Origin of the sequence: Thaumasiovibrio clandestinus (assembly GCF_047250365.1) — a bacterium.
GTDB lineage: Bacteria > Pseudomonadota > Gammaproteobacteria > Enterobacterales > Vibrionaceae > Thaumasiovibrio.
In genome coordinates this window covers 1-25,692 of record NZ_JBLBVL010000023.1, presented here as the reverse complement: position 1 = coordinate 25,692, position 25,692 = coordinate 1, and the positions used below count along the sequence as shown (strand labels likewise).

At 44.7% G+C, this 25,692-nt stretch carries 31 protein-coding genes; 26 read left to right on the top strand and 5 right to left on the bottom strand.

What is annotated here, in order from left to right:
* Positions 1-134 precede the first annotated feature (134 nt).
* A complete protein-coding gene (locus tag ACKLNH_RS19120) occupies positions 135-1,217 on the bottom strand; it encodes a glycerol dehydrogenase (RefSeq protein ID WP_413113865.1) in 1,083 nt (360 codons plus the stop codon).
* Positions 1,218-1,990: 773 nt separating this feature from the next.
* On the opposite strand from ACKLNH_RS19120, the gene pduA reads away from it, so the two are divergent.
* The 15 genes from pduA to ACKLNH_RS19045 all read left to right on the top strand — a co-directional run bounded on the left by pduA (position 1,991) and on the right by ACKLNH_RS19045 (position 15,548).
* Positions 1,991-2,284 carry a propanediol utilization microcompartment protein PduA gene (pduA, locus tag ACKLNH_RS19115; protein ID WP_413113864.1) on the top strand — a complete coding sequence of 98 codons (294 nt, stop codon included), beginning with the start codon at positions 1,991-1,993 and terminating at the stop codon, positions 2,282-2,284.
* Positions 2,284-3,111, top strand: a complete 828-nt coding sequence (gene pduB, locus ACKLNH_RS19110; RefSeq protein ID WP_413113863.1) for a propanediol utilization microcompartment protein PduB — start codon at positions 2,284-2,286, stop codon at positions 3,109-3,111. The genes pduA and pduB overlap by 1 nt, the downstream gene beginning before the upstream one ends.
* Positions 3,112-3,135: 24 nt before the next feature.
* The gene (locus tag ACKLNH_RS19105; RefSeq protein ID WP_413113862.1) at positions 3,136-5,667 is read left to right on the top strand and encodes a glycyl radical protein; all 2,532 of its coding nucleotides are present in this window, start codon (positions 3,136-3,138) and stop codon (positions 5,665-5,667) included.
* 70 nt (positions 5,668-5,737) lie between these two features.
* The gene (locus tag ACKLNH_RS19100) at positions 5,738-6,652 is read left to right on the top strand and encodes a glycyl-radical enzyme activating protein (RefSeq protein WP_413113861.1); all 915 of its coding nucleotides are present in this window, start codon (positions 5,738-5,740) and stop codon (positions 6,650-6,652) included.
* A 45-nt stretch (positions 6,653-6,697) separates the two neighbouring features.
* Positions 6,698-7,516: an MIP/aquaporin family protein gene (locus tag ACKLNH_RS19095; RefSeq protein ID WP_413113860.1), complete on the top strand. Its 819-nt coding sequence runs from the start codon at positions 6,698-6,700 to the stop codon at positions 7,514-7,516.
* 67 nt (positions 7,517-7,583) lie between these two features.
* Complete coding sequence (locus ACKLNH_RS19090) at positions 7,584-8,258, top strand: BMC domain-containing protein (RefSeq protein WP_413113859.1); 675 nt, start codon at positions 7,584-7,586, stop codon at positions 8,256-8,258.
* A complete protein-coding gene (gene pduL, locus ACKLNH_RS19085) occupies positions 8,255-8,887 on the top strand; it encodes a phosphate propanoyltransferase (protein WP_413113858.1) in 633 nt (210 codons plus the stop codon). The genes ACKLNH_RS19090 and pduL overlap by 4 nt, the downstream gene beginning before the upstream one ends.
* 5 nt (positions 8,888-8,892) lie before the next feature.
* Entirely contained in the window at positions 8,893-9,396 is a 504-nt protein-coding gene (gene pduM / locus ACKLNH_RS19080) for a PduM family microcompartment protein (RefSeq protein WP_413113857.1), read from the top strand.
* Positions 9,383-9,649: a EutN/CcmL family microcompartment protein gene (locus tag ACKLNH_RS19075; RefSeq protein WP_413113856.1), complete on the top strand. Its 267-nt coding sequence runs from the start codon at positions 9,383-9,385 to the stop codon at positions 9,647-9,649. The genes pduM and ACKLNH_RS19075 overlap by 14 nt, the downstream gene beginning before the upstream one ends.
* A gap of 23 nt (positions 9,650-9,672) precedes the next feature.
* Entirely contained in the window at positions 9,673-11,109 is a 1,437-nt protein-coding gene (locus tag ACKLNH_RS19070; protein ID WP_413113855.1) for an aldehyde dehydrogenase family protein, read from the top strand.
* A gap of 13 nt (positions 11,110-11,122) precedes the next feature.
* Positions 11,123-12,232, top strand: coding sequence for a 1-propanol dehydrogenase PduQ (locus ACKLNH_RS19065; protein ID WP_413113854.1), 1,110 nt, complete (start codon positions 11,123-11,125; stop codon positions 12,230-12,232).
* A gap of 20 nt (positions 12,233-12,252) precedes the next feature.
* Positions 12,253-12,612 (top strand): BMC domain-containing protein, encoded by a 360-nt coding sequence (locus ACKLNH_RS19060; protein WP_413113853.1) that lies wholly within the window; start codon positions 12,253-12,255, stop codon positions 12,610-12,612.
* Between the two features lie 21 nt (positions 12,613-12,633).
* On the top strand, positions 12,634-13,614 hold the full coding sequence (locus ACKLNH_RS19055; protein WP_413113852.1) for a ferredoxin--NADP reductase: 981 nt from the start codon (positions 12,634-12,636) through the stop codon (positions 13,612-13,614).
* A gap of 45 nt (positions 13,615-13,659) precedes the next feature.
* Positions 13,660-14,988, top strand: a complete 1,329-nt coding sequence (locus tag ACKLNH_RS19050) for a 4Fe-4S dicluster domain-containing protein (protein WP_413113851.1) — start codon at positions 13,660-13,662, stop codon at positions 14,986-14,988.
* 8 nt (positions 14,989-14,996) lie between these two features.
* Positions 14,997-15,548: a BMC domain-containing protein gene (locus tag ACKLNH_RS19045; RefSeq protein ID WP_413113850.1), complete on the top strand. Its 552-nt coding sequence runs from the start codon at positions 14,997-14,999 to the stop codon at positions 15,546-15,548.
* Positions 15,549-15,675: 127 nt separating this feature from the next.
* Here ACKLNH_RS19045 and ACKLNH_RS19040 read toward each other — a convergent pair whose 3' ends face one another.
* A complete protein-coding gene (locus ACKLNH_RS19040; RefSeq protein ID WP_413113849.1) occupies positions 15,676-16,566 on the bottom strand; it encodes a PocR ligand-binding domain-containing protein in 891 nt (296 codons plus the stop codon).
* A gap of 484 nt (positions 16,567-17,050) precedes the next feature.
* Between ACKLNH_RS19040 and ACKLNH_RS19035 the strand changes: the two genes are divergently transcribed.
* The 3 genes from ACKLNH_RS19035 (at position 17,051) to ACKLNH_RS19025 (ending at position 18,515) form a co-directional block, all read left to right on the top strand.
* Complete coding sequence (locus ACKLNH_RS19035; protein ID WP_413113848.1) at positions 17,051-17,293, top strand: hypothetical protein; 243 nt, start codon at positions 17,051-17,053, stop codon at positions 17,291-17,293.
* Between the two features lie 399 nt (positions 17,294-17,692).
* The gene (locus ACKLNH_RS19030; protein WP_413113847.1) at positions 17,693-18,250 is read left to right on the top strand and encodes a hypothetical protein; all 558 of its coding nucleotides are present in this window, start codon (positions 17,693-17,695) and stop codon (positions 18,248-18,250) included.
* Positions 18,251-18,344: 94 nt separating this feature from the next.
* Positions 18,345-18,515 carry a hypothetical protein gene (locus ACKLNH_RS19025; RefSeq protein ID WP_413113846.1) on the top strand — a complete coding sequence of 57 codons (171 nt, stop codon included), beginning with the start codon at positions 18,345-18,347 and terminating at the stop codon, positions 18,513-18,515.
* A 66-nt stretch (positions 18,516-18,581) separates the two neighbouring features.
* Here the strand turns inward: ACKLNH_RS19025 and ACKLNH_RS19020 are convergent, their stop codons facing one another.
* The gene (locus tag ACKLNH_RS19020) at positions 18,582-19,187 is read right to left on the bottom strand and encodes a LexA family transcriptional regulator (RefSeq protein ID WP_413113845.1); all 606 of its coding nucleotides are present in this window, start codon (positions 19,185-19,187) and stop codon (positions 18,582-18,584) included.
* A 133-nt stretch (positions 19,188-19,320) separates the two neighbouring features.
* On the opposite strand from ACKLNH_RS19020, the gene ACKLNH_RS19015 reads away from it, so the two are divergent.
* From ACKLNH_RS19015 to ACKLNH_RS18980, 8 genes are all read left to right on the top strand, one after another.
* The gene (locus ACKLNH_RS19015; protein WP_413113844.1) at positions 19,321-19,575 is read left to right on the top strand and encodes a pyocin activator PrtN family protein; all 255 of its coding nucleotides are present in this window, start codon (positions 19,321-19,323) and stop codon (positions 19,573-19,575) included.
* A gap of 213 nt (positions 19,576-19,788) precedes the next feature.
* Positions 19,789-20,037, top strand: coding sequence for a hypothetical protein (locus tag ACKLNH_RS19010; protein WP_413113843.1), 249 nt, complete (start codon positions 19,789-19,791; stop codon positions 20,035-20,037).
* Positions 20,038-20,048: 11 nt separating this feature from the next.
* Positions 20,049-20,246 (top strand): hypothetical protein, encoded by a 198-nt coding sequence (locus ACKLNH_RS19005; RefSeq protein WP_413113842.1) that lies wholly within the window; start codon positions 20,049-20,051, stop codon positions 20,244-20,246.
* Between the two features lie 5 nt (positions 20,247-20,251).
* Positions 20,252-22,201: a replication endonuclease gene (locus ACKLNH_RS19000; RefSeq protein WP_413113841.1), complete on the top strand. Its 1,950-nt coding sequence runs from the start codon at positions 20,252-20,254 to the stop codon at positions 22,199-22,201.
* A gap of 15 nt (positions 22,202-22,216) precedes the next feature.
* Entirely contained in the window at positions 22,217-22,399 is a 183-nt protein-coding gene (locus ACKLNH_RS18995; protein ID WP_413113840.1) for a hypothetical protein, read from the top strand.
* A complete protein-coding gene (locus tag ACKLNH_RS18990) occupies positions 22,392-22,919 on the top strand; it encodes a hypothetical protein (RefSeq protein WP_413113839.1) in 528 nt (175 codons plus the stop codon). Before ACKLNH_RS18995 ends, ACKLNH_RS18990 begins: the two co-directional genes overlap by 8 nt.
* Before the next feature lie 5 nt (positions 22,920-22,924).
* Positions 22,925-23,410, top strand: a complete 486-nt coding sequence (locus tag ACKLNH_RS18985) for a hypothetical protein (protein ID WP_413113838.1) — start codon at positions 22,925-22,927, stop codon at positions 23,408-23,410.
* Complete coding sequence (locus ACKLNH_RS18980; RefSeq protein WP_413113837.1) at positions 23,411-24,061, top strand: hypothetical protein; 651 nt, start codon at positions 23,411-23,413, stop codon at positions 24,059-24,061. It begins immediately after the preceding gene.
* Between the two features lie 97 nt (positions 24,062-24,158).
* Here the strand turns inward: ACKLNH_RS18980 and ACKLNH_RS18975 are convergent, their stop codons facing one another.
* Both ACKLNH_RS18975 and ACKLNH_RS18970 read right to left on the bottom strand, forming a co-directional pair.
* Positions 24,159-24,731, bottom strand: coding sequence for a hypothetical protein (locus ACKLNH_RS18975; protein ID WP_413113836.1), 573 nt, complete (start codon positions 24,729-24,731; stop codon positions 24,159-24,161).
* A gap of 54 nt (positions 24,732-24,785) precedes the next feature.
* A complete protein-coding gene (locus ACKLNH_RS18970; RefSeq protein ID WP_413113835.1) occupies positions 24,786-25,163 on the bottom strand; it encodes a hypothetical protein in 378 nt (125 codons plus the stop codon).
* Between the last annotated feature and the right edge of the window lie 529 nt (positions 25,164-25,692).

Below are 25,692 nucleotides of genomic sequence, written 5' to 3'. Positions count from 1 at the left end.
TGTGTCTTTCTGCAAATTTATATATTCAAAACTAAGGCATTAGCAGAATAAGTGTCAGATTGAAAGGAGGGTAGAAACACAAAAAGCGCCCCTCGCGAGTCTAGACGAGAGACGCTGTTTTTAATGGCAGATGATTAACGACCCAAGTTGTGTGCGGTTAGAATCGCAGACAATACTGAGCTCGCAGTGACTTCAAATGGCATGTTATGGATAGTTTCACCTTCCGCACATGATGCTTCTGCTACTTTCATTAGGTTTTCGTGGTTAATTTCTTTAACGCCCATATCATGTAAGTTGGTTGGTAGACCAACATCACGACAGAAGTTCATAACAGTCTTGATCTCTTCCATTGGGGCATTTTCTAGAACCAGTTGTACCAGTGTACCAAAAGCAACTTTTTCACCGTGATAAAGGTGGTGACACTCTTCAAGCTTGGTTAGGCCATTGTGGATAGCATGAGCCGCCGCCAAACCGCCACTTTCGAAGCCAATTCCGCTCAAGTATGTGTTTGCTTCAACAATATTTTCTAATGCTTTTGAAGATAACCCGTTTTCAACAGAAACTTTGGCTTTTAATCCATCTTCCAGTAATGTTTCGTAGCATAGTTTTGCCAATGCCAGTGCTGAACGTGTTTGAGCGCCGCCTGCCATCGTTACTTTGCCAGAGATACCGTTAGCACGCGCTTCAAAGTAAGTTGATAGCGCATCACCCATACCAGAAACCAATAAGCGCGCAGGCGCGCCAGCGATGATCTTGGTATCCATGATGACCATATTCGGGTTGGTCGGAACCATCATATATTCGCTGAACTCACCTTCTGGGGTATATATAACAACCAGTGAGCTAGTTGGTGCGTCGGTTGACGCGATCGTCGGTACGACGATAACCGGGATCTTGTGATAGAAACCAATAGCTTTTGCAGTATCGAGAGTTTTTCCTCCCCCAATACCAATAATAACGTCAGCATCTGCAGAAATGGTGAGGTCAAGTAAGCGTTCGATTTCAACGCGAGAGATTTCTCCGTTGAATTTCTCCATTCTTACTGGAGTACCAACTTTATCGAAACTGGTGGTTAAGGTATCGCCTACAAGTCCAGTTACAAAGTCATCGGCAATGGCCATTGGCGTATTACCAATCGCTTTTACATATTGGCCGATGTTGCTAAGTACATTTTCACCTTGAATATACTTGCTTGGAGAAATGATAACTTTATCCATGAATAATATCTCTCAATAAATTTTAAATTCAGTTTTAACGCTGGTCCTTTTATAACTTAAGTTTTCTATTTTAATATTTATTTGAGCTAGATCTCCTATTTGAGCTAATGTCCTGTTTGGTCAAGCAATTGGCTTAAAATGGCATATGGTTATTATTTGCTAACATTTGCTCACTTTAGAATACATATCCACACAGCAAAAATTAAATTGGCTTTGGATATGCCCTGATGGGATTAAATATTATTTATATCTATTTGGTTGGCTTGGTTAATTAACTTGATTGTAAAGTTAATTTTAGCTACAAAATATAAACATCGCCTAATCTTGATATCTTTAGATTATTCTCGATTTGAGATTGCTTTAAATGCCCATCGTGGTTATTTGAGGCCGTTAGTGGGCTGTGCATTGCGTGTGTTATGAACTCAGTACATTGAATGTTAATTGGTTTAGTTTATTTTTACGTGCTTTGAAATAAATAAATGGATACTCAGTCTATTGGCGTTGTTTTTAATTTGAGTGTCTAAATTAAATAAAACTGAGACTTTGCCGACAAAATAATAAATGCGTTTCTTAGGTGGTGCGCAATATTTTATCTGATAAGTGTGATTAAAAGATAATAAATAAGAAGCAAATGAAGGAAAAGGAAAATTATTGCGTATTGACAGCAATTTTTTTCATTCAAACACTGATATCTGCGCAACAAATTATACCGCTTCCCCTTTAGTATCGGCTCCCGACGCAACAATAAACTAATTTCAACAGAGGAAAACACTATGCAACAGGAAGCTTTAGGTTTGGTAGAAACAAAAGGTTTGACTGCCGCGATTGAAGCCGCTGACACAATGGTTAAATCTGCAAACGTTCACTTGATTGGCTATGAAAGAATTGGTTCTGGCCTGATTACCGTGATCGTTCGTGGTGATGTTGGTGCGGTTAAAGCTGCGACGGATGCAGGTTCGGCAGCAGCGCAGAAAGTGGGTGATGTACTAAGCACGCACGTTATTCCTCGCCCACACACCGATGTGGAAGCCATCTTGCCTAAACCAATTAAAGAGATAGCTAAATAATGACTGTGTCAGGTGTTGAACAAATAATTTCAGCCGTATTAGAACAAGTCGGTGATTTCGATAATGCGCCCCAAACTGTGGAGCCTGACAACTGTCACCAAGCCAAGGATAACAAAGGAGTCAGTATGTTAGAGAAAAGAAATGCGATGACTGAATTCGTTGGTACTGCCATTGGCGATACCATCGGGTTGGTTATTGCAAACGTGGATGATGAGTTGCTGAACGCAATGAATCTAGACAAGAAATACCGTTCTATTGGTATTTTAGGCGCCCGTACGGGGGCTGGTCCTCACATCATGGCTGCCGATGAAGCAGTGAAAGCAACAAATACTGAAGTACTCAAAATTGAACTGCCGCGTGATACCAAAGGTGGCGCAGGTCATGGCTGTTTGATTCTGTTTGGTGGCTCTGATGTTTCAGATGTTAAGCGAGCCGTTGAGGTTGCTTTGCGTGAACTTGACCGTACGTTTGGTGATATTTATGCCAATGATGTTGGCCATATTGAGCTTCAGTATAGCGCCCGTGCAAGCTATGCCCTTGAAAAAGCATTTGGCGCTCCCCTTGGTCGAGCGTGTGGACTGATCGTCGGTGCTCCGGCCGCTATCGGCGTACTAATGGCTGATGCTGCGGTTAAAGCTGCCAACGTTGAAACCATTGCATTTAGCTCACCGGCTGATGGTACTAGCTTTTCTAATGAAGTGATTCTTGTGGTATCAGGTGATGCAGGCGCAGTAAGGCAAGCCGTGCTGACGGCGAAAGAGATTGGTGTCAGCTTGCTAGAAACCATGGGTGGTGATGCACCATCTGCCACGACACCTTACATCTAACGATTAACGATAAATAGGATGACGATGAAACCAATTTCTGAAGGATTTACTTCACCCTCTACTCGAATCAATACATTGCGTGATCAGGTTTTAAATGCAACGCCATGTATTGAGACAGCGCGTGCAATATCTATTACTAATTCGTACAAAGAGACGGAAGCGCTACCGACTGTTATTCGTCGCGCGAAAGCGTTTGAACGCATTCTTGCCGAACTCCCTATCATCATTCGTGATGAGGAGTTGATTGTGGGAAGCCTGACCGTTGAGCCTCGTTCAACGCAGATTTTTCCCGAGTTCTCTTGTAGTTGGATTGAAGACGAATTTGACCGCTTAGGCAGCCGTACTGGCGATGCTTTCCAAATTTCAGAGCAGTCAAAGGATGAGTTGCGCGAGATTTTCCCGTATTGGGTAGGAAAAACCACCAGTGAGCTGGCGACATCTTTGATGCCAGCCGACACCAAAGAATCGATGGATGAAGGGGTGTTTACGGTTGGTAACTATTACATGAATGGCGTAGGCCACATTTCCGTTAACTATAAAAAAGTACTGGAGGTGGGTTACCGAGGCATTATTAAAGAAGTGGCAGAAGCCATGATGAATGCCGACAAGACTGATCCTGAATACATCAAAAAGGAGCAGTTCTATAAAGCCTTGATCATTTCATGCAATGCGGCTGCCAACTTCTCGCTTCGTTATGCAGCGAAAGCACGTGACATGGCGGCAACAGCGAGCGGCAACCGTAAATATGAGTTGCTTAACATCGCTAGCGTGTGTGAGCGAGTGCCAGCCAATGGGGCGAGCAATTTCCATGAAGCGTGTCAGGCATTCTGGTTCACTCAGATGATGATCAGCCTGGAATCAAATGGTCACTCCATCTCACCTGGACGTTTCGACCAGTATATGCTGCCTTACTTTGAGATGGATAACTCCCTTTCAACCGAGCAAGCACAAGAGCTAATTGACTGCATTTGGGTTAAGTTCAACGACATTAACAAAGTGCGTGATGAAGTATCGACCAATGCGTTTGGTGGCTACCCAATGTTCCAAAATGTCATCGTTGGCGGCCAGAATAGCGATGGGGAAGATGCCACGAACGTTTTGTCTTACATGTGTATGGAAGCGACCGCTCACGTCAGTCTGCCGCAACCATCATTCTCGGCACGTGTTTGGTCAAAGACCCCGCAAGAGTTCTTGCTGAAGTGCTGCGAAGTAAGCCGTTTAGGCCTAGGTGTGCCAGCGTTTTATAACGATGAAGTGATTGTTACTGCATTGGTTTCCCGAGGTGTGAGCCTGCAGGATGCGCGTGACTACGCCATCATTGGCTGTGTTGAGCCACAGTGCCCGGGTAAAACGGAAGGGTGGCATGATTCGGCCTTCTTTAACTTGGGTAAATTGCTCGAAATTACCTTCAATGGCGGCAAGATTGGCGAGAAGCAAGTGGGTCCAGTAACTAAGTCGCTGACCGAGTTTACTAGCTTTGATGAGCTGATGGATGCTTACACCAAGCAGGCGGAATACTTTGTTTACCACCTGATCAATGCTGATAACTGCGTAGACATTGCCCATGCTGAGCGCACGCCACTGCCTTTCTTATCTGGCATGGTCCACGACTGTATTGGTAGCGGAAAATCGGTTCAAGAAGGTGGCGCACAATATAACTTCACCGGCCCACAAGGGGTTGGCGTAGCAAACGTGGGCGACTCATTGGCTGCGATTAAGAAGTTGGTCTTTGATGAAGGCCGCATCACGCTGCAGCAGCTAAAAGAGGCAATGGACAGCAACTTTGGTGGTGAAACGGCGATTCCGGTTAACAGCCAGGAAGCGGAAGACGATGGTTATAACCTGATCCTTAACGCGGTGAACAAAGCGTTGGAAGGCACTGGTGCATCAGCCCTGTCTAAAGTGGATGCGATGGCGATTGCTAAAGAAGCCGTGAATCAAAATGGCAATGCTGGTGGCAATAGCATTCGCAACATGCTGATTGATGCGCCTAAGTTTGGTAACGATATTGATGAAGTTGACCAACTGGCACGCGAAGGCGCTGCTATCTACTGTCGTGAAGTGGAAAAATACAAGAACCCACGTGGCGGTAACTTCCAAGCGGGTCTGTACCCAGTAACGATCAACGTTCTGATGGGCGCAGGACTAGGAGCGACACCAGATGGCCGTATGGCCGGCGATCCGCTGGCGGATGGGGTCTCTCCAAGCCGCGGGATGGACCGTAGCGGACCAACGGCTGCGACCAACTCTGTCGCTAAGCTTGATCACCACTTGGCGTCAAACGGCACCCTGTATAACCAGAAGTTCCACCCTTCTGCATTGAAAGGCGAAAGTGGCCTCGCCAACATGGGCGCGCTTCTTCGCAGCTACTTTGATCAGAAAGGGATGCATGTACAGTTTAATGTGGTTGATAAAGAAACCCTGATTGCTGCACAGAAAAACCCTGAGAAGTACCGAGATCTTGTTGTTCGAGTGGCGGGCTACAGTGCTCAGTTCATCTCATTGGATAAAGATATTCAAGACGACATTATCGAGCGTACAGAGCACATGCTCTAACGTCCATCGCGCCCAATGATATCCAATATTCTTGGGCGCTTTTTCTGTTACAAAGAAGTAAGGGAGCAACATGGTTGAAGCTATGACAACCGGCACCGTTTTTAATATTCAAAAATTTTCTGTCCATGATGGTCCTGGTATTAGAACAACCGTATTTTTGAAAGGTTGCCCGCTGCGTTGTAAGTGGTGCAGCAATCCTGAGTCGCAAACATTTTCACCCAGCGTACTTTTCGACAAAAATAAATGTATTGAATGTGGCTTGTGTATTAATGCCTGCACCAAAGGTGCGATGAGCCGCGACAAAAATAAAAAAGTTGATACCAGTAAATGCGTGGGTTGTGGTGAGTGCGCGAACGTGTGTCCGACCAAAGCACTGATTTTGTCGGGTAAAAAAATGACCGTAGCTGAGGTGATCGATGAAGTGAAGAAAGATGTCATTCACTACCGACGCTCAAGCGGTGGTATGACACTCTCTGGTGGAGAGCCTTTGGCACAGCCCGAGTTTACCGAAGCGCTGCTGCGCTCAGCTAAAGCGAATGGAATACATACCGCTATTGAAACAACGGGACTGGCTGCTCCGGAAGTATTGGACCGCATTATTCCATTACTCGACGTGGTGTTGATGGATATAAAAAACTTATTCCCAGAAAAACACATTGAATTTACCGGCGTAGAGAATAAGCAAATTCTACGTAATGCCATCCATATATCTAAGCTCGCAAAACAAGTCTCCATTCGAGTGCCCGTTATTCCTGGTTTTAACGACGACGAGCAGAGCATTAAAGCGATCGCCACTTTTGCGACTCACATGAGTAATGTGACCCGACTTCACTTGCTGCCATACCACAATTATGGCCAAGGCAAGTACAACCTCTTGAATAGACCCTATGAGTTTACCGAAGCTAAAACGCCAAGCGATACCGTAATCAATCAGTTTAAGTCCATTGTTGAAGCTATGGGTGTGGAGTGCGTTATCGGCGGGTAATACAGGAGTTGAGTACCGTTTTACCAATAACGAAGGAATGAAAAAATGTTGAATAAAGAAGAGTTGAAGAATCAATGTCTTGCGGAGTGTCTCGGTACTGCGCTGGCTGTTTTCTTTGGGCTTGCTTGTCTTGCTGCCATTGTTGCTGGTGGTGCCGAGTATGGATTGTGGGAAATCTCAATTGTTTGGGGGCTTGGCTTTACCCTTGCTATCTACCTTACGGCGGGAATCTCGGGAGGACACCTGAATCCGGCAGTGACGATAGCACTGGCTATTTTTGCGGGCTTTGATCGCAAGAAGGTAGCGCCTTATATCGGTGCGCAGTTTGTTGGGGCATTTATCGGTAGTGCTATTTGCTACTTCTTATATAGCGATCTTATTGCGCTATATGAACTCTCAAACGAGATTGTTCGCGGTAGCCCAGAAAGTTTAGTGACGGCGGGAATATTCGGTACTTATGCGAATGCGGCTATTTCTATTCCACATGCAGCAGCGGTTGAGTTCTTCATTACAGGGTGCTTGATGGTAATGATCATGGCATTGACTGATGATAGTAACGGGATTGCGAAAGGTCCGCTTGCACCATTGTTGATCGGTTTAGCGATTGCGGCATTGGGAGCAACAACAGCGCCACTCACCGGTTTTGCGATGAACCCAGCACGAGATTTTGCGCCGAAAGTTATGGCAATGATGGCAGGATGGGGTGAGGTGTCACTCACTGGCGCACGCTCTATCCCGTACTTCATTGTGCCGTTTATTGCGCCTGTTCTTGGTGCGATATCGGGTGCTGCACTTTACCGTAAATGCATTACGGCAGCCCTTCATCCTCAGGTTAAAGTCCGCGCAACAACCAGCGCGAGTTAATCTCGAATAGGTATTTAGTGCGATACCCGTGGCGGGGTATCGCCTTACCGACACACAAGGAGAAAATATGAGAGTTTCACTGGGCGTCATTGAGGTGGCTGGATATGCATTGGCCACCATTGTCGCAGATGCAATGGCGAAGTCATCCAATATAAAGCTTGAGAAGATCATCAGGACTCAAGGCGCTGGCTGGATGACCATTGTCTTGACCGGAGATATCGGCTCAATCAATTCAGCAATTGAAACTGGTGTTGATCTTGCGAGTAAATTGGGCGGGCTGAAAGGATCAAAAGTGATCGCCAGGCCAAATGAAGAGGTGGCAAAGTTATGGCTTGAGCCTGCGCCAAGTGTTGCGCCAGTTACTGACGTTAAGCCGGCAACGAATGCTGTATCGAAACCAAAGACAGCGACTCGTACAGCAGCAAAATCGACAGCCAACGCAACGTCTAAAGCGAAAGCCCCAAGTCGCGCGACACCAAAAGCGAAACCGAGCCCGAAGGCGATCGCTAAATCGAAGGTCGAGGCAAAAGCCGCGCCGCAAAAAACACGTTCAAATGATGCTGCAACGCAAAAAGACAGCCAGCTGACACTCTCAATGGGTGGCGTAGCGCCAGCCGTTGTTGCGGTGTCGAGTAAAGCGGTAACGGATAAACCAGCGTTAGCACCCAAAAAGACAGCACCCAAGGCTAGAGCCAATAAGAAACGTGCGACATATGGAACACCGAAGGACACCAAGTCATGAACCTTACACTCACTTCATTCATTAATGAAAAAGTAAAACATATTCTGAAAAGTCGCCCAGTTCCGATTGGGATATCAAACCGGCATATTCACATCTCTGAGCAAGACTTTGCCGTGCTTTTCCCTGGCCAGTCACTACAAGTTCATGCGCCACTATCGCAAACCGGGCAGTTTGCATCAAAGCAAACACTGGATCTGTTTGGCCCTAAAGGGGTGATTAAAAATGTTCGCATACTTGGGCCATTTCGGCCACAAACGCAAGTAGAGATATCACTCACGAACGCGAGAGAGTTAGGTGTAAAGGCGGAAATCCGTCAATCGGGTGACTTGGCAGGTACACCCGGAATAACGCTGTGTAGTGAGCATGGCCAAGTCGATATTTCAAGTGGAGTGATTGTGTCTAAGCGCCATATCCATATGAATGAGGTGGATGCAATGATGTTCAATTTACACGATTGCCAAGAAGTGGATGTGGTGGTTGGCTCAGAAGATCGAAAAGTAACGATGAACAGTGTGGTTGTTCGAGTCTCGGATGACAGCGTGCTAGAGCTACACCTCGATACCGATGAAGCTAACGCGGCTGGCGTGTCTGGCCAGTCCGGGTTTGGTGAAATTATCTTTGCAGAGTAAAGACTATGGCGAAAAAAGCAAGGCAGAAAAAACCGCAAAAAAGAAGTGATCGTGTGCTAGTGGTGAGGGTGAAAGATCTTCAAATTGGATTGGAAAATTTGTCCAAATGGTTGCCCAATCCCGCAGCATTGAAAGAGATACACGTCATATTACCGGACATTAGCTTTCTATTTTCGCTACTTAAATTTGATGACCAAAACGCCGCCGTTAATACGATCCTTGAAGCATGGTCGATTGGCGTGACCACCAAGCTATCGGTTCATTTCAATCTATTAAAAATGCTATCACCTGAGAGCTTGGTGGACTTGCCCTCGTTGTGGACAGATCAAAATGGAAAAGCGGTGATTATTCACTCATGCACTCTGATTGACTATGCCGATGTTGCCCTACTGGATAACTGTTTTGTTATGGCACCAACAAGAGTGTTGGTGACGGATTTAGCGGCTGAGCATATGAATAAGAGAAACGTCCAACTCATAAAAAGGAAACAGGGTTATGTATCTGGCTAAGGTCATGGGCTCAGTGGTTATCACCCAAAAAACACCGGCTCTAATGGGTAAGAAGCTAATGCTAATAAAACCGGTCGACATTGATGAACAGCGTATTGAGCGCGAAACAAAAGTGGCGGTAGATGCGGTGGGTTCTGGTAATGGTGATTTAGTTTTGGTTTCGCAAGGTGCCGCGGCTAGGCACGTCTTTGACGGTGTTAACGAAGGCATCGACAGCGCCATTGTTGGGATTGTTGATAGCCTTAATCGTTAACTTAGAGAAACAAAAGGGTAATTATGAGAAATTTAGATATTGATACGCTGGTAAACGGTATTTTAAACGATGTAACAATAACAACGGCAGACAGCGGAGCAGAAGTCTCCTCTGTCTCAGTCACTGAAGCCCCTGTATCGACGGGAGCAGATGTCGCAATTTTTAACGATGTGGATAGCGCAGTACAAGCGGCCAGTGCGGCTTTTAGTGCATTGAATACGAGCCCAATTAAAGTTCGTCAAGATATTGTTGATGCAATGCGTGCGCGTTTGGCTGACCTTATCCCGCAAATGGCGGAAAAGGCGTGTGCTGAAACAGGAATGGGAAATGTCCCCCACAAGATCGCCAAAAATGAGGCGGCGTTATATCAAACGCCAGGAACTGAGGACCTAGATAGTCGTGTGATCACCGGTGATCTAGGCATGACGTTGTTTGAGTATTCTCCTTATGGTGTGGTTGGGGCGATTTGTCCGAGTACAAACCCGACCGAAACCATTATGAATAATGCGATCGGTATGATCTCGGCGGGTAACACCGTCTTCTTTAGCCCTCATCCGGGCGCGAAGCAAACCTCCATCTGGTTGATCAAAATTATTGAGCAGATCATCTTTGAAGTATCAGGCATTCGCAATGTGATTGTGTCAGTGGCAAACCCTAGTTTCGACGCAACGAAAGCGATGATGGCACACCCTGAGATCCCTATTTTGGTGGTGACGGGCGGTCCTGGCATTGTTGATATGGCCATGAAAACGGGCAAAAAAGTCATTGGTGCTGGTGCGGGTAATCCACCAGTGATTGTTGATGAAACGGCTAACATTCGTAAAGCTGCCCAAGACATCATTAAAGGGGCATCCTTTGACTACAACGTGCCTTGCGTTGCGGAAAAAGAGGTGATTGCGGTAGAGCAGATCGCCCCGCAGTTACTCGATGAATTGGAAGCGAACGGTGCATTTGTGGTGAAGAACCAGCATGCGCTAGAGCGAATCAAAAGCGCTGTTATAGGTAAAGACGGCCATGTAAATAAAGAGTTGGTTGGAAAAAGCCCTGCCACCATTCTTAATGTTGCTGGTATTGCGTTTAGCGGTGAGCCAAAGCTGGTGGTGGTCTGTGTTGCCAATGATGATCCTCTGATCAAGCTTGAGCAACTAATGCCTTGTCTACCGGTGACAACAGTGCGTGATTTCGATGCAGCTTTAGCGTTGGCTGTTGAGGCTGAGTGTGGCTATTTACATACCGCCATTATGCACTCTCACAATGTTTATCGTTTAGGCCAAGCTGCGAAAACACTACGTACGACAATTTTCGTTAAAAATGCCCCATCTTATGCAGCGTTGGGCGTAGAAGCGGAAGGGTTTGTGACGTTCACCATTGCGACACCGACGGGAGAAGGAACCACCTCTGCTCGTTCATTTGCCCGCCTGCGTCGCTGCGTGTTGAGCGAAGGCTTTAATATTCGCTAATGGGCTAAGTGAGATGATGACATTCAATTTGGCGACAAAAATCATTACTGGAGAAAACCCACTTGGTGTCCTTGATGAGATAAAGGGCAAGCGGGTACTGATCATTTGTGATGCTTTTTTGGCGAAATGCGACAACTTAAGCAAGATTAAGCACCAGTTGAGTCAGGCGAATACGCTGTCTGTTTTTGCAGACGTTAAGCCTGATCCTACGGTGCATGATGTTGCTAACGGCATTGCGGAACTGCTGACCTTTACCCCTGACATTTTATTGGCTTATGGTGGTGGCTCCGCTATCGATCAAGCTAAGGCTATTCGGTATTTAGGGGATAAAAAAGGGGGAGCGGTTGAGCAACTGATCGTGATCCCAACAACCAGTGGAACGGGGTCAGAGGTAACGCGCGCCAGTGTTATTTCGATACCAGAAAAGAAGGCCAAACTGCCGTTATTCGATATTGCTATGTTGCCAGATATTGCAATATTGGACCCCCAACAGACAGTGACGGTTCCTAAAGCGGTAACAGCCAATACTGGGATTGATGTATTAACCCATGCATTGGAAGCGACGGTCTCTATCAATGCGAATAACTTCAGTGATGCCATGGCTGAAAAAGCAATTACCTTGGTATTTAGTCACCTGATTGAATGTTGTCAAAACGGAAATAACCTGCAATCTCGCGAGCAAATGCAACATGCCTCTTGCATGGCGGGCATTGCGTTTGACCATGCCGGGCTCGGTCTTAATCATGCACTTGCGCACCAGATAGGTGCGCACTTACATCTCCCTCATGGTTTGGCGAATGCCCTTATTTTAACCCGAGTGATTGAGTTTAACTGCCAGTCACTCGAGGCGCTAAAGCGCTACGCGCGTCTGGCCAAACAGCTTGGGCTAATACAGCCTGATCAGAGTGATGAAGATGGTGCAACGCGTTTAGTTGAGGCCATAGAGGGCTTGCGCCAAGCGGTGGGGATCGACGGTGATTGCCAGCGGCTGGGCGTGAAAATCCCTGACTCTGAGACTGAAATTACGGCCATGGCAGATGCAGCATTGCAGGATGTGACGTTAACCACCAATCCGGTCACGCCGACTCAAGCGGACATTATCGCCATCCTTAAATCACTGTAATGGAAAATTGAGAGCGCTGTATGTCTAGTGAAATATTGAACAATAAAATGGATCGCGTTGTTCAGGAATATGTCGTCGGTAAAGAGGTGACATTATTGCATTTAATTGCGAATCCGGTTGATCAAGTCACGGCGTCTCTTAATTTTAATGATAGAGGAAATGCGATTGGCATTATTTCAATTTCTCCGGGGGATGCCGCCATTATTGCGGCAGACATTGCGACGAAATCGGGGAGTGTCAATATTATCCGTATCGATCTAGATGCAGGCTCGTTGGTGATTGGAGGGGACTCAAGCTCTGTAGAGTGCGCGCTGAATCAAGCAGGTTCTGTTCTGAATAGATTGCTACATTTTGCGGTGTGCCAAGTTACGCGTACCTAGCCATTTATAGGCATGACGATTATGACTCATTGTGTATTTCGTACATTCACTTGTACCCAGAAGTGGCGTGAAATAGAAGGCGTTTATAGCTTTATTTTCGCGCCGGACAATTGCCAAGCAATCGACTTCAAACCCGGTCAATTTGTGTTGTTGAAGTCAATCATAGGTACGACTGAGGTGGTGCGCTGTTATTCGATTGCTTCGCTACCGGGGCAGGCGTTTATAAAACTGACTGTACAAACAGTGAAAGATGGCATCATGTCGAGCTGGTTAAATCAGCACCTTGACGTGGGTGCCCAGATTGAAATCTCTAACCCCATCGGGGGTATGACGCTCGATCATGTCGGTAGCGCAAGCAGCATCATTATGGCGAGCGCGGGGTGTGGAATTGTGCCGCTAATGGCGATGCTTAGAGCGGCCTTGACCACTGATTCAACCCGAATGGTGTATTTCATTCATTGCGCCAAAGATGAAGACAATATTATCTATAAAAATGAATTGCTTGAGTTGGACAGCCGTTATGACAACCTCATTCTTGATTTGTACCTAAAGACCCCCAGCACTTGCTTATCTGCAAAAGTCTCACGGTTTGGTGTACAGGAAGCAGCCAGATTACGGCATCGCTTCGATGACAGCGTGGTTTACTTGTGTGGTTCAGACAAGTTCACCAGCGAGTTAAGCCAGCACTTTAGTGCTGCGGGCGTTTTAACTTCGCAAATGTATAGCGAAAGCTATGGTGGCAAGGCGACGGCCCATCAAGAGCCGAAGACAGTGTCGGTCAGTATGCCGATGTTTAATCACCATATGGTGGTTGAGCGAGGTACCGACTTAATGGAAGTGCTTCATGCTATGCATGTTCCTGAACCCGGTGGATATTGCCAAGCTTCGGCGGCGATACATTACTGCCGCATGAACGTGGAGGTGTTAGCCACTGGCGATGTCGAGGTGGTCAATGCGTGTCAGTACCCTATCGAGCGTGATATTCGCATCATGATGATATAGCTCGGACTACAAACAAAATAAAAAGACAATATTTGGAGAAGATGGATGAAACCATTTTTACAACAACTACAACACGGTGGCGTCGTTGGCGCTGGTGGTGCTGGCTTTCCTACTTATATTAAACTTGATTGTCAGGTTGATACCGTCATTGCTAATGGGGCGGAGTGTGAACCTTTATTAAATAAAGACCAAGTATTAATGCAGCTCCATCATGAGAGCTTGATAAAAGGCATGTTGTTAGCCATGGCTGAAGTTGGGGCAACAACTGGGATTATTGGGGTAAAGAAAAAAAACACTCAAACAATAAAAATGCTGAAACCCCACTTACCGAGCAATATTACGTTGTTGGAAATGGAGGATGTTTATCCTGCAGGTGACGAAGTTGAACTGGTCTATCAAGCGACAGGAAAACGAATTCCCGCTGGCGGGTTGCCGAAAGATATTGGTATTGTGGTGAACAATATTGAATCTATTATCAATACTTACCATGCCAGTCAAAACGTGCCTGTTACGCATAGTATGGTCACTGTGCATGGTGAAGTCGAGACTCCTTATACCGCAGACCTACCGATAGGGATGAGTTATCGCGAGGCGATTGCTTTAGCTGGGGATATTCTTTGTGATGACTTTGTGGTGATAGAAGGCGGGCCAATGATGGGCAGTGTTACGACTGATCTCTCTAAACCCATTACCAAGATATCCAGTGGATTGTTGGTGCTGCGTGCTGATAGTCGTCTGGCGAAAATTAAACAACGCAGCGACAAGCAAGTTGTCAAAATGGCCAAATCGGCGTGTGATCAGTGTGGTCAATGTTCAGTGATGTGCCCAAGAGGTTTACTTGGTTATCCCATTAACCCACAAAAGGTGATGCGTACTTTGCAAACATCCATGGACATTAGCCATGCGATGGCCTCACAAGGCTGCTGTGGCTGTAACCTTTGTACGGTGTGGTCATGCCCAGAAGGTTTAGACCCTAGTCGAGTTTGTGGACTGACGAAACAAGCATTAGGAGCCAATAAACGTTTACAACCCCCGGCAGCGCTACAAGCCGCAATGGGAGATATTCATCCTCTCCGAGCTTATCGCGGTGTTGCGACGAAGCGATTGATGCGACGACTCGAAGTGTTGAAGTATTACGATAAAGTGGCTGATTTCAGAGCTGATATTCCAGCTGTGGAGCGGGTGATAATTCCATTAAGTCAACACATTGGGCGCCCAGCTGAACCAATTGTGTCAGTGGGTGACATGGTGACTAAGGGGCAAATGCTTGCCAAGCCAGCCAGCGATAGTTTGAGCGTCGCAGTGCATGCCAGCATTGATGGGCAAGTGGTTAGCGTTGGTGGCGATATTACGATTGAATATAAGAATAAATAGGTGAAAGAATGATGCTAAATGCGATTGGATGTATTGAATTGAACTCGATTGCTCGCGGCTATGAAGTGGCAGATGCGATGGTAAAGGCAGCAAGTGTTGAAATTGTTTTTCACCGTACAATTTGCCCTGGCAAATTTGTCATTCTTGTCACAGGCCCTATTGGGGCAGTGAATGCCGCGATAGAGAGTGGATTGCATATTGGTGATGGCGCGGTGGTTGACGAGCTTATTATCTCAAACGTCCACCCTGATGTATTTTCTGCTATTTCAGGAACCAATGAGGTTACCTATACTGGCGCACTAGGGGTTGTTGAAACTTTTTCTGTGGCGGCGATCATTGAGGCGGCAGATGCGGCGGTAAAAGCCAGTGATGTGCAGTTATTAGATATCCATATGGCAATGGCGATCGGTGGGAAAGGCATTGTGACTTTAATTGGTGATGTGTCGTCGGTACAGGCAGCAGTGCAGGTAGCCTGCGAGTCCATAAAAGGAAAAGGGGTGCTGGTCAACAAAGCCGTCATACCTAGTCCAAGTCCAGAAGTATTAAATGGCAAGCTATAATTAATTTGTTATAGGTCTAATCTGTTGCACTAAACAAAGGCAATGCTGGATTACGCTATATGCTATGAAGATGCATATAGCGTTTCTGGATAGAATTTATTTTAAAATGACAAATATAATAATGTTTTTACGTATTATTTGACTGCCAGTTCAGGCCTAGATTCATACTTCTGAACTCTTCTGGAGTAACACCACAGGCTGTAGTAAATTTTTTTGAAAAATAGCTGGTGCTGTTAAACCCTACTCTCTTCGCGATGTCGCATATCTTCACACAGGTTGTGGCAAGAAGGGCCTTTGCTTCCCCAATTCGTTGTTGTGTAACATAAGCGCTAAATCCAATGCCTTGATACTCTTTAAACTGACGGCTGAAATGGCAGCGACTTATTCCTGCGTGATATGACACGTTATCTAAAGATAAATTGCTCGATAAGTTATTATTAATATAACTAATGGCAATCTCTATCTTGTTATTGTTGTATGAGTTTTGATGCGCTGACAATATGGTATTTACATTTGTTTTAGCATTTGATGGAAAACCATCCATACTCGGTATGGCGTGAGCGATAATATCATTAAGTATATCGTATGCTGCAGATATTTTGTCGGTGGTAGAAAGAGGGAGGTCCTCATAGAGATTGACGAGATCATCATAGCGACGCCAGTTGTTACAATGGTTTGTAATCGATGGAATACCTGCCGAGCTTGCGACCTTAACTTGCCCGCACATTACAAAAGCGACCAAGGTTTCATTGATAACCACAGGAATGGAAAAGTCGATTAATCCAGTGTGACAACGATATAGTGTCGTTGACTTTACTCTGAGGGACTCTAGCCCGCCAACAACATCACAGCGCATGCAAGTTTCACATAAGTGATCGTAGCTCCTTACTTTTAAGCAGAAGTCAGTAAAGTTAAAGCGAGGTGATATTTCATTACCATGAATATCTGTCACTAAAACCGCCAGTCCCGTAGCCAACGAGAATTTATAGCCAATATCATTTAATACATCTTTAAACATCTTAATACCTATTTTTGTAACAATTTGTTTGGCAGCTTAAAAAGCTGTTACTTGTTATATTTATTTACATCAGGCATGTTTAACGATCATTGGTGAGTCACTGTAAATTCATCATCTTGCGTTCATTTAAATTAACTGGCGCGATGCTGCGTGTTATTTACTTAGCTTAGCCAATGACTTTTATGCAAAAAAGAGAGCGACATTATTTTATTATGAGGTCATTGTCGCAATATGCATGTGCTTGTTATGCACTTGTAATATACTTAATGCGAATATTGCATGACGCTTTAAGTTATTGCGGTGAATTGTAATTTATTGCTGTTTTTTCCGCATGATAGATGTCAAAAACTTCATCTGGCGTCCTGTTCTGTCAAACGCTTGTCCAGAAATGACAAATTGTACGGGGTTGGGTGATTAACGGTGCGATGTTGAAGGATTAAGTGATATTTGTTGTATCTCAGGCCGAATGTAACGCAACACTCGTATGAACACGGTTGATCTCCTACTTAAACAGCATCGCCATGTATTGATCCCTGCTATTTCTGCGGGGGCAGGGCAGAAAGTGAAATTTATGGTACATATCGAGGATTTGGCGGGATACATTGATGCTTTGTGTTTAATCGCTTTCTTTCCTATGACCTTTTCTATTGTAACTGTTGCCATAAATACCGTCTCTAAGTTGGTTGATAGAGAGGGTGTTGATGGTTTCCCCATAGAGCTCAATTGAAGCATTGGGAGGCAGTATGTATAATCCCGCATTCTGACAATGCTTTGCTTCCTTGCTGTCCCTAAAAATATCCCTTAGGGGATATTTAGGGGTACAAAAGCAGTAATTTTATTGAACATAACTAGTTTTGCCGTCATGGAATGTATGGCTAAAGCCTTTAAAAATAGAGAGATTTTAACCATGTATTCAGCTTCTCGCTTATCTGTCGCACCCATGCTCGATTGGACTGACTTTTAGGCTATAAAGGGCTTTGGTGTGTGTTAGGGGATCTATAGGGGAACTAAGCCATTTTTTGTTAAGAGTATTAGACACTGATCTCTTGCTATCTAAGCTATAGAACTGGCATATTATTAAGTGTAATACGTAGAGTGCTAATGGTAGGTTGGGAGAGTTCACTAAATGGTTATTGATTTGGCAGCTACTCAAGATGAGATTTTTGTTGCTGTCGCCGAAAATGCTAGTGAATTTCTACCGTTGAATATCACCCTAACAGCAGCAGTTGATGATGTTACTTTAGGTGATGTTCAAGATTTACAAAAGCAAGGTCTGATTGCTTGGGACTTTTTTATGAAGTCTTCTCCTTGGATGGGAGCGGTTACTAACCCTGAGCATATAATTAAGTGTGTCGCTTATTATGGTGACGCCGTCAGTGGATACTATTGTGCAGGCTATGCTATCGGCTGCATTAGTACTGATAAGACAGCAGTAGAAATAAATTTTATAGAAAAAAGAAAGGACGCAAGTGCTGATCTTCGCTACAAGTTTTTGCCAATAATTGTTGACGCATTCCTTGCATATGGTTTATACCTAACTAGTGAAGGGTTCGCCGAAGTGGACAAATTTGTTCTAATTGGCCCTGTTGAAGGCGTGAAAAAATACTATAAAGAACAGGGCTTTACGCTGATAGAAGATTACAGTAATGGCACGGAAGCAATGCTAAAATACATGGATAAATAACCAATTGTATTTTTTTTGTTCGCGTATATAATGCGTTCTCTGTGCTCACTTGATAATTGAGCTATTTATACCCTGTTTGGGTGGAGAGGTGGATATGAAACAAGGTAAGGCTAGTAATGCGAAAGCATTCGTTGCTTCGTTGTATGCTAACGGTAAGAAACCGTGTGAGCGCTTCGGCCTGACTTGGGAATCCCTTTCAGAACTAGAGCGCAAAGTACCGTCATTGACTTGCAAGCAAGATCCAGAAACTTGTAAATCAGCGTAGTCTGACGAAGTACTAAAAAGGAGCCAAGTGGCTCCTTTTTTGATCCTGCCAGTCTACCTAATAGACTCACATCCTTTGCCCTGACCAAACCACCTCACCGATGATCTCAAAGTCGGCACCCTTTAAATCACCTTTGCTGAGCTCCCACGCTTCATACGCCGTGTTATCACTCACAACCTTAATGCCACTCGGTAAGAACTGTAGACGTTTTACCATTAGCTGGCCGTCGTAGCGGAACACATAAACCCCATCTGTAGAAAAGCCATCAACACGATTAACCATCACAACACATTGATTTTTTAGTGTTGGGCTCATGCTGTCGCCACGTATCGGCATCAAGAAAATATTACTAGGGTTAAAGCCTAATTCATGCCTAATAAAGCGCTCGCTAAACACCATTGCACTTGATTCTTCTTCTCTTTCAATCAGAGCACCATGCCCTGCACTGACTTCAATATCAAATAATTGCAACGCGATGTAACCCTTTGGCGTCATTACACCTGTTTCTGCGAGTCTCTTCGCTTTTATGAAAATGTCTTCAGGAATCTTTCCTCGCATTCTCCAAGTTTGAATGGTTGACGGTGAAACCCCTAAAGCTTTTGATAAATCGGTGTTTTTTGCTGTGCTCGTTAACTTTTTGAGTTCTGAAATTTGTTCGTCAACCGTGCTCATAACATTCTCCTATGTGCTCAAAATAGTTGCAGGATTATAAAATGTGCTCAATAATGCTCATTAAGCGATTGAGACATTCTTGAGTTAACTATAGTTGCTCTTAGTTAACTCTCCATAGTTGCATAGGTGATATATGAATACAAATTTTGCATTACTTGCACGCTTTGAAAGCCCCACAGTTGAACTTAGAAATGTATGTCAGGAGTTTTTTGGTATTACCCCGAAAACTGCCGAACAAAAAGTAAAAGCCTGTGACTTTCCTGTTCCCACCTTCAAATTGCGTGACTCAGAACGTAGTCCTTCACTCATCATGGTTGAAGACCTCGCCACATATATTGATAAGCGTTACCAGCAAGCGAAAGCTGATTGGCATTCAGTGAATGATTAAGGGCAACTTCTATGCATCCGATTCATTTACCGTGCCCAGATATGGCAGGTTGCACTAATTTCGAACCGGAAAAAACCCAATCGAGTTTAAACCGACTTCGATTGCTTAAAGCGAAACACTTTCCAGTTTCAACCATTGAGCGCAAACCGCCTCGACAGCCGATACGTTTGATTTTTGATGAAGCCATTTATGGATTTATGAGAGGACCTAGCAATGAGAGTAGAGACTGATACTAACTTACTTTTCGATGAGCAGCATAAAGACTGCTTGTGTATTAAATCTCAAGCGAACGGCTACATCTTTGCTTTTGTGCAGTGTTTGGATTTAGGACAAAAACAATACCGCCACAAAGAGCCACGTATTAAGCGTTATTGGGGGTTATACGATAGCAATAATCCTGAATCGTCTATAAGGCAAATATTGAGAAATGGTGGTAAGTGGCCTGAGTTACCAAAGGGTTAAAGGAGCAGATAATGACAACTGTTGAGATTTTTTCCAATGATAAGTGCTTGCCGATTCCTAATATGGTTATTCCTTTTGATGTTCATGCAAACTATCACAGGACAGTAGCGCGAGCGGTAGATCATGCTAAGTCAGAACCTACATTCATGAGCTCGAATATTGCCATTATTCCGTTGTCTGGCGATGAACGCCTTGTTGTTTCGGCTTAAACAACATGCTTACCAATATTCCCCAAGAGTTAGACCGCTTTGCTCCAGAATGGGCGGTAAAACTCCCGCAAATTGTTGTTGATGATGTCCGTAACGGTATCGCGAGTCGAAAGGCACGTAAGAATGCGACTACCGCAAATGTTGATCGTTTTCTTGGTGAGCATTGCTTACGTTGGGAGTTTGCAGGTAAGCACATTAAGAAGCAGTACCCATTCACTGACGCTAATCAGCGAAAGATGAGCAAAACGGAAAAGTCTCACTATTCAATTAAAACCGCAGGAAAGACACCGCCGGAAATTACTCAAGCGTTAACGAAGAGTACGTACCGTTTAACGCACGATATTTTGATGTCAAAAGAGCGTCGTCGAAACCTCTCCCATGAAATTGCCGATCGTACCGCGATGGCCTTGGTTAACTATCAGCCGCCAGAGGGAGAAGACTTTATTTTAGCAATGCGGAATGTTGTTACTGAACAAGCGCGTATTCTCCATCAGTACGGTTTAAGTGCGCCGATTCAAAATCGAATGACAGAAAAGCAATTCATAGCAGCTTCGTTACGAATGCAAAATGATCGTTGGTTGCGCGGTCGCTTGGCAAAACTAGCTGACCAATATGCTGAATATTCACAAATCGCCCTTGGCTATGTCGGCAAAGGGAAAGGTCAAAGCCGTTACATATCTCGACGAGGTTTCAACGAGTGGGGGGCGAAGATGCAAGACCAAATCGCCTTTATAGAAGCAATGTCTGTCGTGAATGAAGACACCGAAGAAGCATTTCCTTTAACTGATGTTGTTTCGCGAACGGTGAGCAATCAAGCCATTCGTTACGCAGAGATGTTTGTCCGGTGTCGTGGCTTTGAAGAGTTAGCCAAAGAACGTGGCTGGGTTGGCATCTTCGTTACTCAAACCGCACCTTCAACTTATCACCGCAATAGTAAATCTTGGAATGGGGCTAACCCTCGGCAAGCACAAAACCAATTAATGAAGGTATGGACTTATACCAGAGCCAAAATTAAGAAACGCGCACCTGACTTTGAATACATGGGTTTTCGTGTCGCAGAGCCGCATAAAGACGGCACGCCTCATGCCCACTACCTATTGATGATGCCTGAGCATTGCCTTGATGTGTTTATCTGGGCATTCGCGCTAGAGGCCATTCGCACCAATGTTCATGAGCTTGGGTTGTCACAAGATGAAGTTCAAGCAGCGATTGATAATGATGATCTTGAAGCTATTCGCGAACAGATAAAGCCAAGGATTGATTGGGAACTTGAAGACCCTGAGAAAAGCGGTTTTACCTCTTACCTCAGTAAGTACATCGAAAAGGGTATCGATAAAGAGGGTGAGTTTAGGCTAGATGCATCTAGTGAATGTCAACGTGTCAGAGCTTGGGCATCACGTTGGAATATACGTCAATACCAACAGTTGGGTGGTGGTAGCGTAACGCTGTGGCGAGGCTTACGTCGAATGTCAGCGGCAGATGTTGGAGACAGTGAAGAACTACATCATGCAGTGATGGCAGCTGACCATTCTAAGTGGGCTGACTTTTGCAAAGTAGCAAAGTCACTACATGTTGATTATGAAATTCGAGAAAACGACTACACCGAAGAGATTAAATATCCCGTTGGTGTTTCAGCACAAACCGTATTTGAAGATGAATGCGGTGACGCTATTTGGGGTAGCTACGCATTTAAATCAGAGCGTTATCAGTTAATGAGAACCTCAGAAGTTGAAGCGGGTGCTCTTAAAAAGGCACGGCGTGCCGCTCCTTGGAGCACTGAAAATAACTGTAACTCAGATGAATTCAGTGCGTTAGAGGGTGGTTTGAAAATCATTATGGGGCAACACGAAGATGTGTCAGACCTCATTTACGATTTACAACAGGGGCGAGTTATCGCCATCGACTCAGATTTACGTATTAAGTACCGCCGTGGCGAGATACGTACCGTGACATAGCACTTAGAGGGAACAATGGAAGTTAATCAATTGGAATGCACCACCAAGCAAATTGAAATTGCGGTCGATAAGGCCAACAACAATTTAATGCTTAAGCCAGCCGTGCCTGTTTTGCGCTTGGTGCTGTCTTGGATGAAGGGCGTTAACCGAAAGGTTAGCGATTTGGAGAAGCAACAAAAGGAACTTATGCATGAGTAAAAGCAAAAACCCCGTCGTGGGGTATATCGCGTGTTCAACCCCTGACTGTGGGTGTGCGTGTACGGTTCACCAAGTCGGAGCGCATAAAGCGGCCACGTCAGGCGAAGCCCCGAAAAACAAACGGCGTTTAGGTTTGTATTACACATTGTGCCCTAAGTGTGGTGCAGACCAGCGCAGCGGCGAAGAACGACAGGCGTATATCAAAGCCAACTTGCAAGATACCGCAGACAAAGCGTTATCGGATAGCGGAATTAACAGTGTCTTACCGTTGAGTGCTAACGATGAAACTTTTGTTGATGGAGATGATACCGCTTTAACCGCTATTGAAACCGAAACAGTAACCGAACTAACCGTTATTGATAGCGAAACAGTAACCGACAACGACGCTATCCAAACCGAAGATAAACCGCTTAAAAGCGGTATAAATCCGGTTGCGATAGGGGGCATTGTTGCTTTGTTGTTAGGCGGCTTGGCTTTTTACCTAAAAGGTAAAACGAAACCAGAACCACAAGGAGTGTAACCAGCATGGAAACCGAAAATCTAACCGACGTTAGCGAAGCAATACAACCCGAAACGCATAATGAACAGGTGTTATTAAGCGACCTTTCCCAAGCGGATGCCGAACATGTCGCCGATGATGCGCCGCCAGTAGATGAACCACAACCTGATGCCGTCGTGACTGATTCCGTCGATACCGCTAAAGCGGAAGCGGCATTAGCCTTGATGGGGTTAGAAGGGGCAATGAAAGTCTTCATTCATCCCCGCTTTGCGTTTGATGCAGCGGCGCGAGACAACGCGATTGAAAAGTTTGGCCCGTTACTGGTTAAGTACGGCAACCTACTACCGCAATGGCTTGTTCAGTATGAAGAAGAAATTAACGCAGGATTTGCCGCTGTACAGTTGGTTAGCAACTCGATGGGCCAGATTAAGCAGTTGAAAGCCGAAGATGCCGCATTGCTAGCAAACCAAGAAGCAGCGAACGACGATACACAGGAATCAGAGGCGGCATAAATGGCAAAGAACCCAAACAATCGACTACCGCTAAAGCACGCGTTCTATGTGGCGACTAGTTCAGGCGGTAAAACCACCGCCATTAAAAAACTTGGCTTGGTGACAGCTAAACAAGTGCTGTTCTTTGATCCGTATGAGGATTACAAAGACATTAAGTTTAACCGCCAGCAAACCCATCACTTTAACGCATGGATACCGTTTTATACCGCAGCGAAACAAGCACGGCGCAGTAATAAGCCGTTTAAGTTTGGTATCACGGTGGAGCCAACACCGCAGAACCTTGAACGCTTTGCGGCGATTGTTTGGGAACTTAGTGATGGTACGAAACCATTGGCCGCCATCTTTGAAGAATTGGCTGTCGCATCTAACCGTGTTGGTAAAGCAGAGGGTAGATTAGGTCAGTGCTTCACTGGGGGCCGTCGCTATGCCATTGAGTGCCACAGCGCATTTCAGCGTGGTCAAGAAGTACCGAAAACCGTTATCGCCAATAGCCAATATCAGTGGATAGGCAAACAAGCACGCCAAAGGGATGCGAAATACCTCTCTGAAGAAACAGGAATAGAAGTAACAAAGATTAACGCATTGGCGGCAGGGCATTACGTGATGAAGCAACTTGGAGATGAATCGTTGAAAGTAGGGAGGGTGTATTGATGCTAATTTAGGGGGCTATGCCCCCATAAATTTTCATCCAATAAACAATCACTCTGAGAGTGTGTGAACAATATGTCTAAGTCGTATTGTTAATAATTTAGTTGTATACACTATCAATGTCAGAGAAGTTTATTTTCCCTGTTTTCATTTGAGCCAAAAGTTTTTTTAGCTCAATAGCATCCTTCTTAGTGTAATAATGGGCTTGTTCGTCCAAACAAACTGTTGTGCAAAAGCTAACGGATAAGTAATGCTTGTATTCGTTTCCGCTATGAAAACTAAACTTTAGAGATGCACTCGCCCCATTAGACCATGCCGTAGCTTTACCAATGTCTTTAGTGAATGCATCTTGTCTATTGATAGCAAGGGATTCCCATTCGATATACTTACCTATTAGTGCTATATACTCATCAGCGTAATCGACCAAGTATCGATTCGTATTTGTGCTATTTCCATATGAGTCAGTTTTATACGAGTCCATCGATACAGCTAGAACTGTTTCCCCTGTGCTAAACTTTTCTAGTGAAGTAAACGTTGGGCGAACCATATATTTTGCGGCAATTGAATTGTACTCAGAAGCTCTAAGGTCTGTTGAAATTCTAGTTTCCTCTTGCACTGTTGCGCAGCCAGACATGATTGTTAACATTATGAAGCTTAAAACAATCCTTCTCATGTATCATTACCTCATTAATTTAGTTGATGCATAAATAATAAAATCATATTTTGATTATGCCATTAGTACAATAAGCAGATTAACGTAACCAATAATCACAAGGATAGCTTTAATCCAAAAGAAAGTTAGTGTAGGTAAATTAATGTACCAAGGGGCTTTAAAGGAAGCTTCGTTGCCACACGACTTTTCTTTTCTCCTAGCAAACAAGCCCCATGCAGCACTTGCATACATATATTGAAATAGATCTGACGCTAACCCTAGAACAAAAAAAATCAAGCAGGAAACAAGACTATCAGGAATAATATATTGGTTGCCTTCTTTTTGTACGAAAATCCAAACAACAGCAATGCCAGCAAACGAAAGCTGTCTAGAAACGCTTGAAAGTGATGCTGAAAATGTATAGTAATGCTCTCTACAGTCTTGAACATTCATGTGCTCTCTGGCCCTCTCGGCCCGCCGCTTTCTGTGTCACGATCTTTCTTTTTTCTATTTGGAATTGGATTCTTTCTATCTTTTGACATTAATGACTCCTTGTCTTTATGTCTATGACTAAAAGCTTACTACTACGCATGTTATCACAGCGTTAACCAGCAAATAAAAGTATGAAATTATAAACTTTGCTTACTTTGTACTTCATCACATTTGCCACTTCTTTTTCTCCGTTTTTGTCCCTTTGTAACCTAATAGGTTAGTCGCTTAACCTAATAGCTTAAACCCTCTACACACGCTGCTTGGTGTGTGTTTTTGTATCTACCGTTCAAACAACAACCCACAACGGTAGGGCAAGCATGAAAAAAACAACTCTGAAACTAGTAGGCATTACGGCGGCCGTCGCATGTGCTGTGGTCTGGGCGTCGAATAACGTCGATTTTGTGAAAGACAAACTGGGTAAAGGGGGCTGGTTCTAATGGAAATGATTTCCACGCCATTTGCCCCACGCCCTAAAGAACTGGATCCGATC